This window comes from Bacillus sp. FSL R5-0286 (assembly GCF_038593245.1).
Taxonomy (GTDB): Bacteria; Bacillota; Bacilli; order Bacillales; family Bacillaceae; genus Bacillus; species Bacillus altitudinis.
Genome location: NZ_CP151977.1, coordinates 3,690,694 through 3,705,604 on the forward strand (window position 1 = coordinate 3,690,694; position 14,911 = coordinate 3,705,604).

Below are 14,911 nucleotides of genomic sequence, written 5' to 3' on the forward strand. Positions count from 1 at the left end.
CAGAAAAAAGACGACCTCCGCTTTGGAAGTCGTCTTTTTTATTCGTGTATCATCACACGGCGATATCGATAAAGGATATACACTGCGCCGATGATCGCCACAACAGCCACACCCGCATCAAATATAAAGATTTGCAAAATGGTCGAGTGGGTTTCGATCAAACCAGTGACGACTGGAATCACAATGGCGGACACTCCGCCTGCTGTTGAGATAATTCCTGTCATCGTCCCTTTGTTTTTCCAGAAGAACTCAGCCATTACGGTTAACGTCAGCTGAAAGACACCAGCTGTTGAAAAGCCCAATACAAAAGCATTGACGGTCCCGATGACTGGAGACTTCACGACCAATAGCACACAGATAGAGGCTAATGTAATAATCGGATAGAGTAGCAGCACGGTGACCGGACGAACAATGCGGCGCAAAAGAAATGCGAGCAATAAGACAGACAGCAAACCACCCATGCTATAGTAACTAAGCAGCTTCACAGCACTGCCAGAAGCCATTCCCAATATTTCCTCACCGTACGTAGGCAGCCAAATTTGCGGCAAGGCGTACAGACCATTTGATGTAAAACTGATCACAATCAGTGCGACCCCTTCTCTCCAAAACGTAGGCTCTGATGAGAAGCGCGGAAGTCCATCATGCTCCGTCACCTGAACTTGCTCCACCTTGCGATGATTCGGAAATGGCAATGTCCACAGCATCATCACATTCACTAAATAGATAAAAGCAGGTACAAAAAACGCAAATCCATAAAACAGATCATGCTCTGCTAAAAAGAAAATAGCGAGCGGCAGAATGGTCGCCCCAATCGAAATAAACGCCTTCACCATCACATTTGCAGATCCCGAGTTTTGAGGAAAAGCTTCCATTAAAGCCGGATACGTCCCTGCATCCATCGCCGAATTCGCCACCCCTGCCAAAATCGCAAACGCAAACGCGATTTGATAATTCGGAGACAATGGGATTCCGATGAGGAACACCGCCATCAGCACCCCAGAAACCAAAATGACTGGCTTTCGTCCAAAACGATCTGACAGTACGCCCGATAAACCATACGTGAGCACCCTGCCAATACCGAGTGCAGATATCATATAACTTATCCCCGCACTATTTGTATCTAATTGTTTGATCAAAAATGGCATATTAGAAGCCAAAATAATATTGACCATACCTAATAAAAAATAATTGATATAAAGACTAGAGGCCGTTCTCAAATACGGATTCCTCATGCTGACACACCCCTCAACACATTGCAATGAAGTGACAAATAATGGTTACGCTTACAAGATTCATGCGTGAGGAGAAACAGCTTTGCAACCTTCACGTACTTTCAACATCTCGTTATCTCATGCAGCTCACAGCTTACATGCCCTTCATATGATCAAGCATCTCTTCAAATTTTCACTAGCTCTTATTTTATATGAATGTGAAAGGTAATGATAGTGAATTGCTTAAATTTGAGGGAAATGGTTATAGAGAAAAATCCCTGTCATTTTTTGAAATGAAGCTTGATCTAAACTCACATTCCCCAAAAACTAAACTCATAAAAATATTCTGTACGCTCTATGCATAATCCAAAATGAAAATCCTCTGCTATTAAAATGAAATCTCCGTATCCACTTAAAAATTTGGTTTGCTCAAGAAGTTGATTTAAATGATGAAACACTTCATCCACATTCACTAAAAGCGCTTCAATTTCATGATCTCGGAAAAAAAGCAATCTCCCTTGTTTAGGAGTCTCTTTTATCCTCCCAACCATTTCATTTAACATTTGTGTAGACTTTTCAATATGCTCTAGATAGTTGTCTCCATGTATTTGAATTTTATGTTCTCTCGATTGCAGGAAAGTAAATACCTTCTGACAAAAAAATTGATTCTCTTCGACCTCCAAAAAAGGGGGTTCTGGAAGTGTCATATAGCTTAATTCGTTTATTAAGTGCTTTCTTCTGCTTTTTCTTTTTAAGGTTTCGATTTTTGTTTTTTGGTTTTTATTCATACTTGTTACCTTTCTTTTAAGCTTTTTCTTAAAGAAAAAACCTTGAAAGGTTCCTACCCATCAAGGTTTTTGTGGCTACTAAGATTCAAAAGCCGTTCTTTCTGGGAATATGCCACCTTCTCTTACAAGGCATACTGCCAATCTTTGAGCCGCCCGATCAAAATAAAACTCGTTAGGAATATTTTGATCTGGTAAGCTCTCTAACTCTCTAAATTTTCTAGTTATTTTACTCAACTCAATTTTACCCATTATCTCTTCATTTGGTCCAAATTTGTAAACTACCGTTTCTTCATCCTCATATTCCTTTAATAATAAAACATACGAAGCCAATTTTATTCCTCCTTTGGTGGATACCAAGGACGCCCAGATTCAACTGTTTTATCATGTGCGGTCCTGTAATCTGTTTTGAATATTCCTTCAAATTTTGATTCAAAAAGTTCATGATTTAATAAATCTATATCATTCTTTTTATAATTACCTTTTTGTAACCTATCCCAAGCTTGTGCAATTTGATAATCTGAGTCAAAACGCCCAACTCCATTCTCTTTTACATGCTCTTTTATAAATAAATGCTCCTTTATTCTTTGTATCCTGTGTTCGGGTATTCCAGTATTCTTAGAAATAGGCTTAATATCAGCTTTTGTCTTTCTAAAAGATTCATACATTTCTTCTGCTTTATCAAGTTGTTTTAGATATTCATCTATTGAAAGTTCTCTACCACCAGTTTGAACTCTATCAACATTCTTAAAACCTATTTTACCATGAAATCCTTTCGCCCCAAACGGCAAAAGCATCCCCAAAGCCGCATTCATACTCGCTTCCTGCTGTTCTTTCGAGACTTTATTTCCAAACATATCTCGACCCGTAATCGCTTCGCTGAAGCCGTTTGTTGCGGTGAGGCCATATAAGCCTTTTTGTGATGTTTTCAACGCATCGAAAGACTTCTGTGATGTCTTGTAAATGTCGACCGCTCTGACTGCGGCGGACGTGGCTTGAGTCGTTTTATAGACAGCCTTTCCGCCTTTGAAAATACGGCCCGCCCATCCGACGATCGGGATGTATCCTGCTGCTGCCATGCCGCCTGCGGCGACTCGTTGGCCTGCGGTGAGTTCTTCTCCTGTGATCGGATCGACACCTGTTGCGGCACGTTTTGCATCGTTCACGCCTGTCAGCTCATTAACGATATTCCCACCGTAATCAAGGGCTTTTTCATACCACGGACGGTTGGCTAGTGCTTCTTGTTCCTTTGCAATATTGCGGGCTTCTTCTTGATCTTTTTTGATTTTTAGATATTCAGAAGTTTGCTTCTCAATATCGCTTTTTGCCTTGTAGATTTCGCTATTTTGATACGCTTTCTTGTCAAAATTCATAGGCGAAATGGATTTTCCGTCATTTGTGGCATTGATCATTTCTGCGTACAATGCCATTGTAGCCTTCTCCTCAGTCTCTGACAAAGCATATTCATCTTTTAGATTTTGATCAAGTTCTATTAAATCTTTAACCGTTTTCTTCCGTTCATCTTCCGCATCTGCAATCTTTTCGTCAAAGGTTTTACTATCAAATACCTCCAGAGAAATGAGGTCATCAATATCTTGAAAAATCGTTTTGAGTGCCTTTTTTTGATCCTTCACGATGCTTTTGGCATTCTTGATTCCCATATGTACAGCGTTGTCTAAAAAGTGTTCTTCTACAAAGGTGTCGCCGCCAAAATTTGTATCATCGAGTGTCCCAGAAACACCTTCATGAAAGGCTTTTTGTTTATCAATGAAGCTAATAAACATGTCCACATTTCCGGCGAGTTCTTTGTAGAAGCTTTTAATGTTATCGGCACCTTTTCCAGTGAAGTCGTCACCGAGGTTGGCAACACCTTGTAATGCCTTTTTTAAATCTATCATTTGTTCGCGGAGTTCCTGATAGTGTTTTGCCCTTGTATCCATGGCACGGGTTAGTGCTTTTGCATCAAGTATCTTGCCCAGATTAAGCCACTCCCTCCATTATTGATCATAAAGTCTATTTTACCGTGACCTTCAAAACGGAAAAATAGGCTGAATGACATAAAAAATGGAATGAACTCTCTGTTCAATTTACCCTCTAATTTGGATAAACGAGTTTATCAATTGTAGGGATATAGAAAAGGCCAGACAGTTCATTATACTCTGTCTAGCCACATGTTCACGTTACTTATAGTCATTGATTGGTCCTTTATCCATCAAAACATCGATCTCATTTGAATATTTCATTTTTAACTTCGGTCTACGCTCAGAGTTTGGTTTACTGTAAAGCTCTAGTGGACGGATGATCACGCCATCATTTGTATTTTGAAGTATACCTGGAACACAAGAATAAATTCGATCATTGTCATTTGCATGTTTCGCGTGAATCGTGACAGACGTTCCTTGATGATTATCGATACTCATAGACACTCTATATCTATAGAAAGAACCTGTTCCATTTGATTGAGCAGAGTAAACAACGGGTACCACCGCAAGGATATCATCATTTAACCTTAGTTTAATGACTTCTGTTTTCATTGATTCACGATCTCTACCGACATCTCCCATATGCTCAACAGCCCCGTTACCGTAACTTTTGAGAGCGGGAACACCTTTTGCGCCAAACATGGCCACATCTATTTGTTTTCCTGACTTCGTATAGACCAATGCGTAAATATCATAATCGGTTCCAGACTCCCAAGATACTGTAGCCGTAATCTCTGGTGTTTTTTCAATGATGATCGGTTTATGACCTTTGTCTAGACTAATTTTACCTTGAACTTTCTCTAAGCTAATAGGTGCAGCGACTTTCTCTTTAGCGGCTGTGTTCATTGGAGCAGGCTCATTAATTTGTTTTTCAGAAACCATTGGAGGAGGTGTAGAAACATCCTGTTCATCAGGTTCAACCTCTACCCCATAAAGCTTGCATAGCCCTTCCAATCCAGAATCGAAGCCACGCCAGATGGATCGTGCTTTCGTTTCACTATTTCTTATGTATAGCTCTACTACGACAATACCCTTTTCATTTGTAAAGCTTACTGGTGTTAGGTATAGCACCTCATCACCTGTTCGAATTTCTGCTTGCAGATTCTTCACATGAGAAAAGCCGATTCCTCGATCCTCTGTCAGTGTAATAGCCATCTTTGTGATTCCGACAGGCACTTTGCTCATATCAAAATTCAATTGATGTTTTTTCAACTGATCTGATATCTCTGCTGGTAAAAGTGTCGCAACACCCGTAGTACTCTCCGGCTGATTGTAAAAAATAATGCCATTATCTCCTTGAACTAGGTTTGAATCTGTTAAGAGAAACGCCGTTAAAGAAATATCAATTGCAGATGAGACTTCATAACTGATGGATAATTGCCCCTTTGGAGAGTTTAGTACGGTATTGGCACCCATTTGCAGAGTTTGATTCATTTCAACAACTCCTATTCTATATCTACCATTTATCGTTTTTATAGACCAATTATACCAAATTGTGCAATAGAACCTATTAATATCTTTCTCTCTTTTCATCTCTGCAATGATATGAGACAATGCCACCTAAAAACAAACTACTCTCGAAAGGAGAATCAATGTGTATAAAAAAATCATCCCAGCTGTTACAGTGATATTCGGTTTTTGGATTCTTCTTCAATTAGCATTTAGCATCAATATCTTTCACAATCCAATGAATTATTTTATTGTGATCACTCTCTTTTTTCTTTGTATTCAGGCTACATTGAAGCATAGGAAATAAAAAAACCCGAACAAGCGAATCCCACGCTCATCCGGGCCAGTCATTTCTTTATTACACTTCTTCACCATTCGTTGCGATGACGTTTTGATACCAAGTAAACGAATCTTTTTTAAGTCGATTCATTGAACCATTACCTTCGTTATCGCGGTCAACATAAATCATGCCGTAGCGTTTTTTCATTTCACCGGTTGTGAATGACACGATATCAATGATGCCCCAAGGTGTGTAGCCGATGAGGTCCACACCGTCATATTCAACCGCTTTTTTCAGTGCTTGAATATGAGAAGCGAGATATTGAATTCGCTCTGGGTCATGAATAGAGCCGTCTTCTTCCACTTGATCAATGGCACCAAAGCCATTTTCCACAATGAATAGCGGGATTTGATAGCGATCGTAAAAACGATTCAATGTATATCTTAAGCCTGTCGGATCAATGGACCAGCCCCAGTCGCTTGATTTGATATACGGATTTTCTACACCATGTGGCAGTGCTCCATTGACAATGTCTCCGTGGTGATCAGATACTGCATCGCTTTTGACCGTTGTTGACATGTAGTAGCTAAAGCCAAGGTAATCTACTTTTCCTTTTCTTAAACTTTCTTCATCGCCTTCTTCAAATGGAATGTGATAGCCTTCGCGCTCAAATTCTTTTAACGCGTAGCTTGGATAGTAGCCACGCACTTGGACATCTGGGAAGAAATAGCGCTGTCTCATATATTCTTCTGCCAGCATGACATCTTCTGGGTTTGAGGAATAAGGATAAATTGGCACGTGGGACACCATCGCTCCAATTTGAAAGGACGGATTGATCTCTTTTCCTTTTGCCACTGCCCATGCACTTGCAAGCAATTCATGATGGCCCGCTTGATACATGACTTCTTTGGCATTTTCGCCTTCTTTGACAGATACCCCTGAATTTGTCCAAAGGAACAACGGGTTGTTGACGTCCATTTTGTTATTGATTTCATTAAATGTCATCCAGTACGTGACCTTGTCTTTGTAACGATTGAAGCATACTTCCGCAAATTTCGCGAAATATTCAGCGACTTTTCTGCTTCGGAATCCGCCGTATTCTCTTGCCAAATAAAGGGGCATTTCAAAGTGAGACAACGTAATGACAGGCTCGATTCCATGTTTAATCAGCTCATCAAACACATCATCATAAAACTGTAAGCCTGCTTCATTCGGCTCTTCTTCATCCCCTTTAGGGAAAATTCGGCTCCAGCCGATCGATGTTCGCAAGCATTTTAATCCCATTTCAGCAAACATGGCGATATCTTCTTTGTAACGATGGTAGAAATCAATGGCTTCATGGTTTGGATAAAAAGTTCCTTCTTCTATCGTTTCCGTGATCTGTCTTGGTACACCATGAGCACCTGCTGTCATCACATCTACAACACTCGGCCCTTTGCCAGCTGCATTCCATCCACCTTCGAATTGATGAGCGGCTAATGCCCCGCCCCATAAGAAATCTTTTGGTAAAGTCATTATCTATTCCTCCTATTTCACAATTGTCATCATGACGTCAGTTGGCTGACATGTCGAACGTTTCTCTACAATCACATCTTCGTATGCTTGGGTATTGGTAATGATAACAGGTGTGATTGTTTGTAATCCTTTGCTTTCAATTGCTTCCTGATTAAATGTCATCAACAAGTCACCCTTTTTCACCTTGTCGCCTTCTTTGATATTGAGTGTAAATGCCGATCCATCTAGAGAGACCGTATCAATTCCTACATGAACAAGTAACTCTACACCAAATTCAGAACGCAGACCAATCGCATGTTTTGTTGGTGCAAGCATGACGACACTGCCGTCAAACGGTGCAAACAGTTTGTTATCGGTCGGATAAATGGCAAAACCTTTCCCCATCGCCCCAGAGCTAAATACGGCATCTGGCACTTCAGATAACGGAAGCACTTTTCCTGTAAGTGGAGCCGTGATCTTTTCTTCATTGTTCATAGAAGTATTTGGCGTTTCTCTGTCTTGATCTTTAACAGGTGTTTCACCAGCTGACTGTTCTACCGTATCTTCTCCATATCCGAACATTTGAATAAGCACAACTGGTAAAATGAGCGCAATGGTCACACCAATCAAAATACCAATGATAGACGTTGGATAATCTGCACTGATTCCGTTCACAATGGTCAGCGGGCCAGGTAGCCCTGCATATGCAAAGTAATAAGGCGTAAAGAAGCTGGCCACAACGGCACCGACCGCTCCAGAAATACACCCGAAAATAAACGGCTTTTTAAAACGTAAGGTGACACCGTAAATCGCAGGCTCCGTAATACCGAAGAGTCCTGTGATTCCAGCTGAAACCCCAACTTTCCGTGTTTCCCGATTTCTTGCTTTTAAAATAACTCCCAGCACCGCACCGACTTGAGCGATAACAGCGATGGTTTGATATGCCTGAAAGGAGTCACGTCCATATTGTTCAAAGTTCGCAAGTACCATTGGCGTGATGCCCCAGTGAACACCGAAAATCACGAGTACTTGCCAGAAACCGCCGATAATGGCCCCTGCCAGAGCTGGTACATTTTCAGCTAAAACATTGTATCCGTTTGCAATCCCATTTGCACCTGCTGTCGAAAGAGGACCGATTAATAGTATGGTTAACGGAACCATGACGACCATGCATAAAAATGGGACAAATAGCGGTTTGACGACCTCATGAATTCGTTTGTTTAAGAATTTTTCTACATAGGAAAGAATCCATACTAAGAAAAGCGGTGGCAAGACGGATGATGTATAAACCGTTTCAGATAACGCAATCCCTAAAAAGGTCACACCTTCCCCTGATGCTACACGTCCAGCAATCTCTGTCCAAGAAGGACTGACAAGCGCTGCTGTACAAGCAACCGCGATATACATATTCGTTTTGAAATGCTTGGCTGCAGTTATCGCAATAAAAATGGGCAAGAACGTAAACGGTGCCCAAGAAATAAAGCTAAACACTTCATAAGTGCCTGTTTTCGAGAAGCTTGGAAATATCAAATTTATTAAGATAAGTGCACCTTGCAAAATACCAGCTGCGGCTAAAATATACACAAATGGCGCAAACACAGAGGACATGGTCGCAATGACCCGATTCAGTATCGTTCCTTTGTTTTCATTCGGCTGGTCATCATCCGACGTTTGGAGCTGAACAAGGTTGGAAAAATGCTCATATACCTCACCTACATGCTGACCGATCACAACCTGAAACTGACCACCGTTTTCCACCACTGTAATGACGCCAGGCATGGCGTTGACTGCTTCTTTTGCCTTTGGATTAGAACGCTTCAGCACCAAACGCAGCCTCGTGGCACATCTTGCGACACTCACCACATTTTCTTCTCCGCCAACTGCTTCTAAGATGTCTTCTGCAAGCTTTTGATAATCCCTCACTTTTGACATATAAACCCCCCTTTATCACTACTAGTATATGTACATTATAATTATACCGGTACAATTTATCAATACATATATAATTTGAGTTTGCATATCAAAGAGAAATCGGGATGTGCTATAATACAAAGACAATAAATCGTGAAAACAAAGAGGAATGGCTATGTTAAAGTATCAACAAATTGCGAGCGATATTGAAAAATATATTGTCACACATGAGCTGCAGCAAGGAGACAAACTCCCTGTGCTTGAGACGCTCATGAATCAATTTGCTGTGAGCAAAAGTACAATTATCAAATCATTAGATTTACTCGAAAGAAAAGGGATTGTCTATCAGGTGAGGGGAAGCGGCATCTTTGTGAGAAGGCATAGGCGCAAAGGCTATATTAGCCTATTATCCAACCAAGGGTTTAAAAAAGATTTAGAGGAATTTCAACTGACATCAGAAGTTCTCACGTTAGATACCGTCAAACCGCCAGAAGAAGCTGCGCTGAATTTAAACATTGAACTAGATGAGGATGTTTTCTACCTTAAACGCATTCGTTACATCAATGGACAAACTTTATGTTTAGAAGAGTCCTATTACCGGAAAACCATTATTCCTTACCTCAACACAGAAATTGCAGCCGATTCTGTATTTAAATTCATTAGTGAAGGCCTTGGTCTTAAAGTGGGCTTTTCTGACATGTACCTGCAAGTAGGCAAACTAAACGAAACTGAAGCGAAGCATCTCGGACTTAAACAAGACGCTCCTGCCCTCCGCGTTGAGACCGTTTTCCATCTCACAAACGGACAGCCCTTCGACTTCTCGAAAATCACATATAACTACATGCAATCCCAATTTTTTATTCAGGCGAATAATTATTATGGGTGATGAAAGGAAAAAGCCCCTGATACATTCAGGAGGCTTTTCTACTGTTCTCTTTTAACCATTAAATATTTCTTCCCTCTCTCTTGAGTAGTTAGCCCGTCAATGAGAGTATCACCATAAAAAATGACTAAATAATCCCCTTTACCTATAAGAACAACTGGAAAAGCATGATGTTCCTGCAGACTCTTTTCAACATCATCTGGATGAAGCTCGACTTCCATTTCATGACCAATGAATGCATACTCAAACGGAAGAGTATGATAAAGTTCTACAAGACACTGTTCGATCTCCTGTTGAATACGAACGACATCATGTGAAACAACCTCTGTCCACTTTAAATATAGAACGAATCCCACAAAACCAGCTTCTTTTTGTATGTTGATAGTCGTATGTTTTAGACATGTTCCCGTCAATTCAAATTCTGTATAATAGCCTTCCAAGTAATTGTTTTTGATTTTATTCTCTTTTACATCATGTTCGATCCATGCTTCGCCATTAGCGTCTTGACTAAACTTTACTTTCGTTATTGACATTCCTTTTTTTGTTAAATAGTCAGTCAGTTTGTGAAAAGTGGTTATTAAATGAATGTCATCATAGAATACTAATCCAATATTGATATATCCTCCTAAAGCTATGCTGAATCCCTCGCCTTCTTTTTGTTTTGTTCAAGCATACTACAAAAAAGCAGGTTCCTTCGTACCTCCCTTTTGATCCATCATTATTTTTTCCCTTAAATGTCTTTACCGTCTTACCACTCTCTGACAATCTTTTTCCTGTAATGGTACGTAGACTTTCCCGCCCTTAGCGCCTAGTTGTTTGATATTACATGAACAATTCCAATACATCACATCAAAAAGATTCATTTTACGAATGCATCCTACACACTTATGATGAACATAACAACATGGTTAGGAGGATTCGTCAGATGAAAGATATTAGGGTGTATCATGTCGATGCGTTTACAACTGAGAAATTTGGAGGTAATGCCGCTGGGGTGGTGTTGGATGGGGAATGGTTAACGGAGGATGAGATGCAGAATATCGCCAAGGAGTTGAACTTACCCGAATCCGTTTTCTTGCTGCCGGCACATGATGAGAAAGCCGATTATCGAGTGAAATATTTCACTCCAACGGAAGAGGTCAATTTCTGCGGGCATGCGACGGTTGGGTTGACTTGGCTTTTAGCGACGGAGCTAGGGATGGCTAAAGAAAAATCAGGGGTTGTGTTAGAAACAAAGATCGGCCATGTTCCCGTTGTATGGCACGAAGAGAATGGCAAAGTTGTGAATGTGGAGATGACACAGGTCACGCCAAAGACGCGAGATTTTATCATCGATGTAGAAGAGCTTAGTGACATGCTCGGTATAAGCAGTGACAGGATTGATCCATCCTATCCTATAAAATTAGCAAACACCGGAAACTGGCATCTTCTGGTTCCGCTGAAACACCAGCATGACATTGATCAAGCAGCACCAAACTTAGCAGCTTTAGGAAAAATGAATAAAGAGCAGGATATCACAACGACTCATCTTTATACGTTTCAATCCACAAAAGACTGTGATCTTTATACAAGGGATTTTGCACCTGGCATTGGCATACCCGAAGATCCTGTAACGGGAGCAGCAAACGGGGCATTGGCCGGATATCTGTATTTGGAAGGGATCATTCCTCAGCAAGAAACCACTCATCTGCGCATTGCCCAAGGTGATGCCATCGGCAGACCAGGATTGCTTCGTATCACGGTCATTCCGAATGAAGCAAAGCCGGTCATTAAAGTAGCAGGTGCAGCGGTTATTACCATTCGTGGGGTGATCACGCTATAAATTGATCAGCTTGAATAGAGACTCTCGTTCAAGCTGAATCTATTTAAAATGATCTTTGACTGCTTCAATCCATCTTTTAGTAGAGGGAGAGGCTGCGTTAAAAGATTTAAACGCCATATTGATTTCGCGATAAACACGGGTCTCAAGTGGAATTACGTTCGCATGAGGCACCTGAGGCGGCAAAATCAACTTCGGAATGATCGTGAGCCCAAGGCCTTCCTGAACCATAGAGATGAGCGTATTGTTGTCCCCAATCTCAAATAAAACATGGGGTTTTACGCCTCTTTCTTTTAATATTTTCTTAATGAGTTGATCACAGCCCGCTTTTGGCATAATAAATGGTTCATCTTGGAACGAAGCCACTTCCATCACCTTCTTTGTATGGAAACGATGACTCTCTTGCATGAGCACAACCAATTCATCTTGAAACAGTGGAACAGTTTCCAAATCTCTAGATGGCTGTGTTAAAAACCCAAGATCAACTGTGCCAGATGCGATCCACTCTTCAATTTCTTCATAGCCGCCTTCGTATAATTCCAATTGGATATTGGGATAACTTTTCGTAAAACAATGAATGAGCTGCGGAAGCATTTTTGAAGAAAAACTAGAGAACGTGCCGATCTTGATACTCCCCACTTCCATCCCTTGAATCAACGCCGCCTCCTGCTCAAGCAATGACGCATGATGAATGATTTGGCGAATATGGGGCATCACTCGCTCACCTGCATCTGTCAGCGACAGCCCGTTTCGATTCCGATGAAGCAGCACAATCCCAAGCTCTGACTCAAGCTTCGCCATATTATGACTCACCCCAGACTGCGTCAGCCCAAGCTTCTCACCGGCTTTTGTAAAACTGCCGCATTCGACGACTGTTTGAAATACTTTGTATGGGAATGTCATTCGTTTGCTCACCTCACTTTAGATCTTGGCAAAACCTACTGTTAGACATGTCTGTGATTTTTCGATTTAATTGTTGTTCGACCAATTGAAAACATGCCTGCTGAATCCATAAACGTTTAAATGTATAGAGTTGTTCTTTTTCATCGCCATGCATCTCTTCATCTTTTTCTAACTGAAAATCTGTTAAATCGATTTTGTCATGAACATGCATATGAATAAAAACATGCGCATTGTGAAAATCATGCATATGCTCTACTAAAGCTGAGATATTGGTGATAAAGTCATCAAATATATCTTCTTCTAGCGTTTTCTTGAGATCTAGATGGCTGTGCACATCCATTGATATGTAATTATCTCTTTCATCCAGTTCTTCTTGAGTGGCCAGAGGGTTATCATGAATCGTTGCTTTTCTATTTAAATCTGTAATCGAGAAATAGACGATGATGTCTTTATTATCGAGAAATTCATACTCCCATATCTCTGCATCTCTTAATCTTAAAATGCGGGTGAGATTGTCCAACTTTAAACCCTCCAATTAATTATTCATCGTCGTCGACGAAGACCTAGACGCTGCTTCATCCGCTTTCACACAATCAATCGCAACAACCAATGCAATCATCACAGGCTCCATCTCTTCTTTCAAAATATCCACCTTGTAGCTATCCCCCCAAGTAAACCATTCCTTCTTTACCTGACCGATCACTTCGCCGCTTTGCAGCACTTGGAAATTCATATCCCACCAGTTCCCTTGTACTTCGATACCAGCAGCATCAATTGAATATTTTGCTTTGAAGAATGTAAACTCTTTTTTGATCGTCAATACCTCTTGTCCATCGACTTCTACTAAAAACTTTGGTAAAAAGCTAAACATTTTCTTCGTGATTACAGCGATGACTTCTCGTTCTGTATTCAAAATGGTAAACGTCTTTGGCACCTTCATAAAGCTGCCTTCGACCACATATACATCATTCTCCTGTTGGTCCTTTACCGTAAACCTGCCGCTCAGACTAAATACCTTTTGCTTCATATATAGCTGCTTCATAAGTACCTCCGATTCCGTTCAAAAATTTATCCGTTCTTACCTTACCCCTGATTATACCAAATAATAGAATGTGCAAAAAACCACCTGATAGCAGGTGGTTTTCGATTACTGATCCATTTTCAGAGATTCTTTTTCATATGTTTGAAAAGCATCTTCCATTCCCATGATGACCTCTTTCATTTTGACATAACCACTTGTGTAAGGAATAGAATCTCTAATCTCTTCCCACATAAAATGATAGAACTTCAGGTCATCTGTTTCACACATCACAAAATCTGTGTAATCCTTACCTGGAAGAGCTTCAGCATCAAAAAAGCGCACCGTCACATGTTCCTCATATTTCTGCATCAACTCTTGCAGCGAAGCCGCATGGGTTCTGCGCTCCTCTCGTGGTAAAGCAAGCCAAGATGGATAGAACTCTAATAAAACAACCATCATATATTTCATCATCAAGCCCCTCGATTCTTCTATGATGTGATGATTGTACGCCAGATCTGGAGAATGTGCATTAACATAGGTTAATGTTCAGCAGGATGCAGCAGCCTGCTCAGCGAAACCGGAGAAATACCGATATATGAGGCAATATGATATTGAGCGATACGCTGATGTAACCCGGGATATTTCAATAAAAACGCCTGATATCGCTCAATGGCTGGCAAATAGAGCAGTTCCCTCTCACGCTCTTCCTTTCTCGTATACAGCCTTTCTACACTCACCCGAACAAACCGCTCCCACATATGACTGCTGTCCATCAACATTTGAAGCAGATCATACGGAATTTCAATCACGATAGAATCCTCCATCGCTTCAATCGAATAAGGAGAAGGCTGCCCGTTGATCATACTTGCATAAGAAGTAGCAAAATCATCTTCCAACGTAAAAGCCACGTTGTACTCCCTTCCATCCGGTAACAAATAGAAGAGACGGAAGAGACCTGTTATGCAGAAATAGGCATGCTTCACTGGATCGCCAGCCTTGATTATGCATGTACCCGCTTTTAATTGTTTAATCGTTGTTCCATCTTTAAAGGCTTGCCAATGATTTTGTTCAATTGGATATTTCGATATTTTGGTTTTGAACGTGTCGTATGGGTTAGTTATTTTATCCATCTGTAAGTTACCTCTCTAGTAATGGAAGACTTGATAAAAAATT

The 14,911-nt window shown here is 40.7% G+C and carries 16 protein-coding genes; 3 read left to right on the top strand and 13 right to left on the bottom strand.

Features of this window, described 5'->3' with window-relative positions:
• Window positions 1–38: 38 nt before the first annotated feature.
• From NST24_RS19030 to NST24_RS19050, 5 genes are all read right to left on the bottom strand, one after another.
• Entirely contained in the window at window positions 39–1,232 is a 1,194-nt protein-coding gene (locus tag NST24_RS19030; protein ID WP_024720468.1) for an MFS transporter, read from the bottom strand.
• A 290-nt stretch (window positions 1,233–1,522) separates the two neighbouring features.
• Window positions 1,523–1,999: a hypothetical protein gene (locus tag NST24_RS19035; RefSeq protein WP_342462127.1), complete on the bottom strand. Its 477-nt coding sequence runs from the start codon at window positions 1,997–1,999 to the stop codon at window positions 1,523–1,525.
• A gap of 78 nt (window positions 2,000–2,077) precedes the next feature.
• Entirely contained in the window at window positions 2,078–2,329 is a 252-nt protein-coding gene (locus tag NST24_RS19040; protein ID WP_039962862.1) for a hypothetical protein, read from the bottom strand.
• A 2-nt stretch (window positions 2,330–2,331) separates the two neighbouring features.
• On the bottom strand, window positions 2,332–3,975 hold the full coding sequence (locus NST24_RS19045; protein WP_342462640.1) for a T7SS effector LXG polymorphic toxin: 1,644 nt from the start codon (window positions 3,973–3,975) through the stop codon (window positions 2,332–2,334).
• A 201-nt stretch (window positions 3,976–4,176) separates the two neighbouring features.
• Window positions 4,177–5,412 (bottom strand): TerD family protein, encoded by a 1,236-nt coding sequence (locus tag NST24_RS19050; RefSeq protein WP_342462128.1) that lies wholly within the window; start codon window positions 5,410–5,412, stop codon window positions 4,177–4,179.
• Window positions 5,413–5,572: 160 nt separating this feature from the next.
• Between NST24_RS19050 and NST24_RS19055 the strand changes: the two genes are divergently transcribed.
• Window positions 5,573–5,734 (top strand): hypothetical protein, encoded by a 162-nt coding sequence (locus tag NST24_RS19055; RefSeq protein WP_025208294.1) that lies wholly within the window; start codon window positions 5,573–5,575, stop codon window positions 5,732–5,734.
• A 51-nt stretch (window positions 5,735–5,785) separates the two neighbouring features.
• Here NST24_RS19055 and bglA read toward each other — a convergent pair whose 3' ends face one another.
• Both bglA and NST24_RS19065 read right to left on the bottom strand, forming a co-directional pair.
• Window positions 5,786–7,225 (bottom strand): 6-phospho-beta-glucosidase BglA, encoded by a 1,440-nt coding sequence (gene bglA, locus NST24_RS19060; RefSeq protein ID WP_342462641.1) that lies wholly within the window; start codon window positions 7,223–7,225, stop codon window positions 5,786–5,788.
• Between the two features lie 9 nt (window positions 7,226–7,234).
• The gene (locus NST24_RS19065; protein WP_342462129.1) at window positions 7,235–9,133 is read right to left on the bottom strand and encodes a beta-glucoside-specific PTS transporter subunit IIABC; all 1,899 of its coding nucleotides are present in this window, start codon (window positions 9,131–9,133) and stop codon (window positions 7,235–7,237) included.
• A 154-nt stretch (window positions 9,134–9,287) separates the two neighbouring features.
• On the opposite strand from NST24_RS19065, the gene NST24_RS19070 reads away from it, so the two are divergent.
• Window positions 9,288–9,998, top strand: a complete 711-nt coding sequence (locus NST24_RS19070; protein WP_342462130.1) for a GntR family transcriptional regulator — start codon at window positions 9,288–9,290, stop codon at window positions 9,996–9,998.
• Between the two features lie 38 nt (window positions 9,999–10,036).
• On the opposite strand, the gene NST24_RS19075 is transcribed toward NST24_RS19070, so the two are convergent.
• Complete coding sequence (locus NST24_RS19075; RefSeq protein WP_114523435.1) at window positions 10,037–10,630, bottom strand: Imm64 family immunity protein; 594 nt, start codon at window positions 10,628–10,630, stop codon at window positions 10,037–10,039.
• A 290-nt stretch (window positions 10,631–10,920) separates the two neighbouring features.
• Here NST24_RS19075 and NST24_RS19080 point away from each other — a divergent pair, with 290 nt between their 5' ends.
• Complete coding sequence (locus NST24_RS19080; protein ID WP_342462131.1) at window positions 10,921–11,817, top strand: PhzF family phenazine biosynthesis protein; 897 nt, start codon at window positions 10,921–10,923, stop codon at window positions 11,815–11,817.
• A 39-nt stretch (window positions 11,818–11,856) separates the two neighbouring features.
• Here the strand turns inward: NST24_RS19080 and NST24_RS19085 are convergent, their stop codons facing one another.
• From NST24_RS19085 to NST24_RS19105, 5 genes are all read right to left on the bottom strand, one after another.
• Window positions 11,857–12,717, bottom strand: coding sequence for a LysR family transcriptional regulator (locus tag NST24_RS19085; RefSeq protein WP_342462132.1), 861 nt, complete (start codon window positions 12,715–12,717; stop codon window positions 11,857–11,859).
• A 13-nt stretch (window positions 12,718–12,730) separates the two neighbouring features.
• Window positions 12,731–13,237 carry a hypothetical protein gene (locus NST24_RS19090; RefSeq protein ID WP_173408428.1) on the bottom strand — a complete coding sequence of 169 codons (507 nt, stop codon included), beginning with the start codon at window positions 13,235–13,237 and terminating at the stop codon, window positions 12,731–12,733.
• Between the two features lie 15 nt (window positions 13,238–13,252).
• Complete coding sequence (locus NST24_RS19095) at window positions 13,253–13,759, bottom strand: LURP-one-related family protein (protein ID WP_342462133.1); 507 nt, start codon at window positions 13,757–13,759, stop codon at window positions 13,253–13,255.
• Window positions 13,760–13,864: 105 nt separating this feature from the next.
• Window positions 13,865–14,206, bottom strand: a complete 342-nt coding sequence (locus tag NST24_RS19100) for a darcynin family protein (protein ID WP_039165381.1) — start codon at window positions 14,204–14,206, stop codon at window positions 13,865–13,867.
• A gap of 71 nt (window positions 14,207–14,277) precedes the next feature.
• Window positions 14,278–14,868 carry a Crp/Fnr family transcriptional regulator gene (locus tag NST24_RS19105; protein WP_301232092.1) on the bottom strand — a complete coding sequence of 197 codons (591 nt, stop codon included), beginning with the start codon at window positions 14,866–14,868 and terminating at the stop codon, window positions 14,278–14,280.
• Window positions 14,869–14,911: the final 43 nt, after the last annotated feature.

Bases quoted from the DNA above. Each gene is read 5' to 3' on its own strand.
- NST24_RS19030 (WP_024720468.1), bottom strand. From the start codon at position 1,232: ATGAGGAATCCGTATTTGAGAACGGCCTCTAGTCTTTATATCAATTAT.
- NST24_RS19035 (WP_342462127.1), bottom strand. From the start codon at position 1,999: ATGAATAAAAACCAAAAAACAAAAATCGAAACCTTAAAAAGAAAAAGC.
- NST24_RS19050 (WP_342462128.1), bottom strand. From the start codon at position 5,412: ATGAATCAAACTCTGCAAATGGGTGCCAATACCGTACTAAACTCTCCA.
- NST24_RS19065 (WP_342462129.1), bottom strand. From the start codon at position 9,133: ATGTCAAAAGTGAGGGATTATCAAAAGCTTGCAGAAGACATCTTAGAA.
- NST24_RS19070 (WP_342462130.1), top strand. From the start codon at position 9,288: ATGTTAAAGTATCAACAAATTGCGAGCGATATTGAAAAATATATTGTC.
- NST24_RS19080 (WP_342462131.1), top strand. From the start codon at position 10,921: ATGAAAGATATTAGGGTGTATCATGTCGATGCGTTTACAACTGAGAAA.
- NST24_RS19085 (WP_342462132.1), bottom strand. From the start codon at position 12,717: ATGACATTCCCATACAAAGTATTTCAAACAGTCGTCGAATGCGGCAGT.
- NST24_RS19095 (WP_342462133.1), bottom strand. From the start codon at position 13,759: ATGAAGCAGCTATATATGAAGCAAAAGGTATTTAGTCTGAGCGGCAGG.
- NST24_RS19100 (WP_039165381.1), bottom strand. From the start codon at position 14,206: ATGAAATATATGATGGTTGTTTTATTAGAGTTCTATCCATCTTGGCTT.
- NST24_RS19105 (WP_301232092.1), bottom strand. From the start codon at position 14,868: ATGGATAAAATAACTAACCCATACGACACGTTCAAAACCAAAATATCG.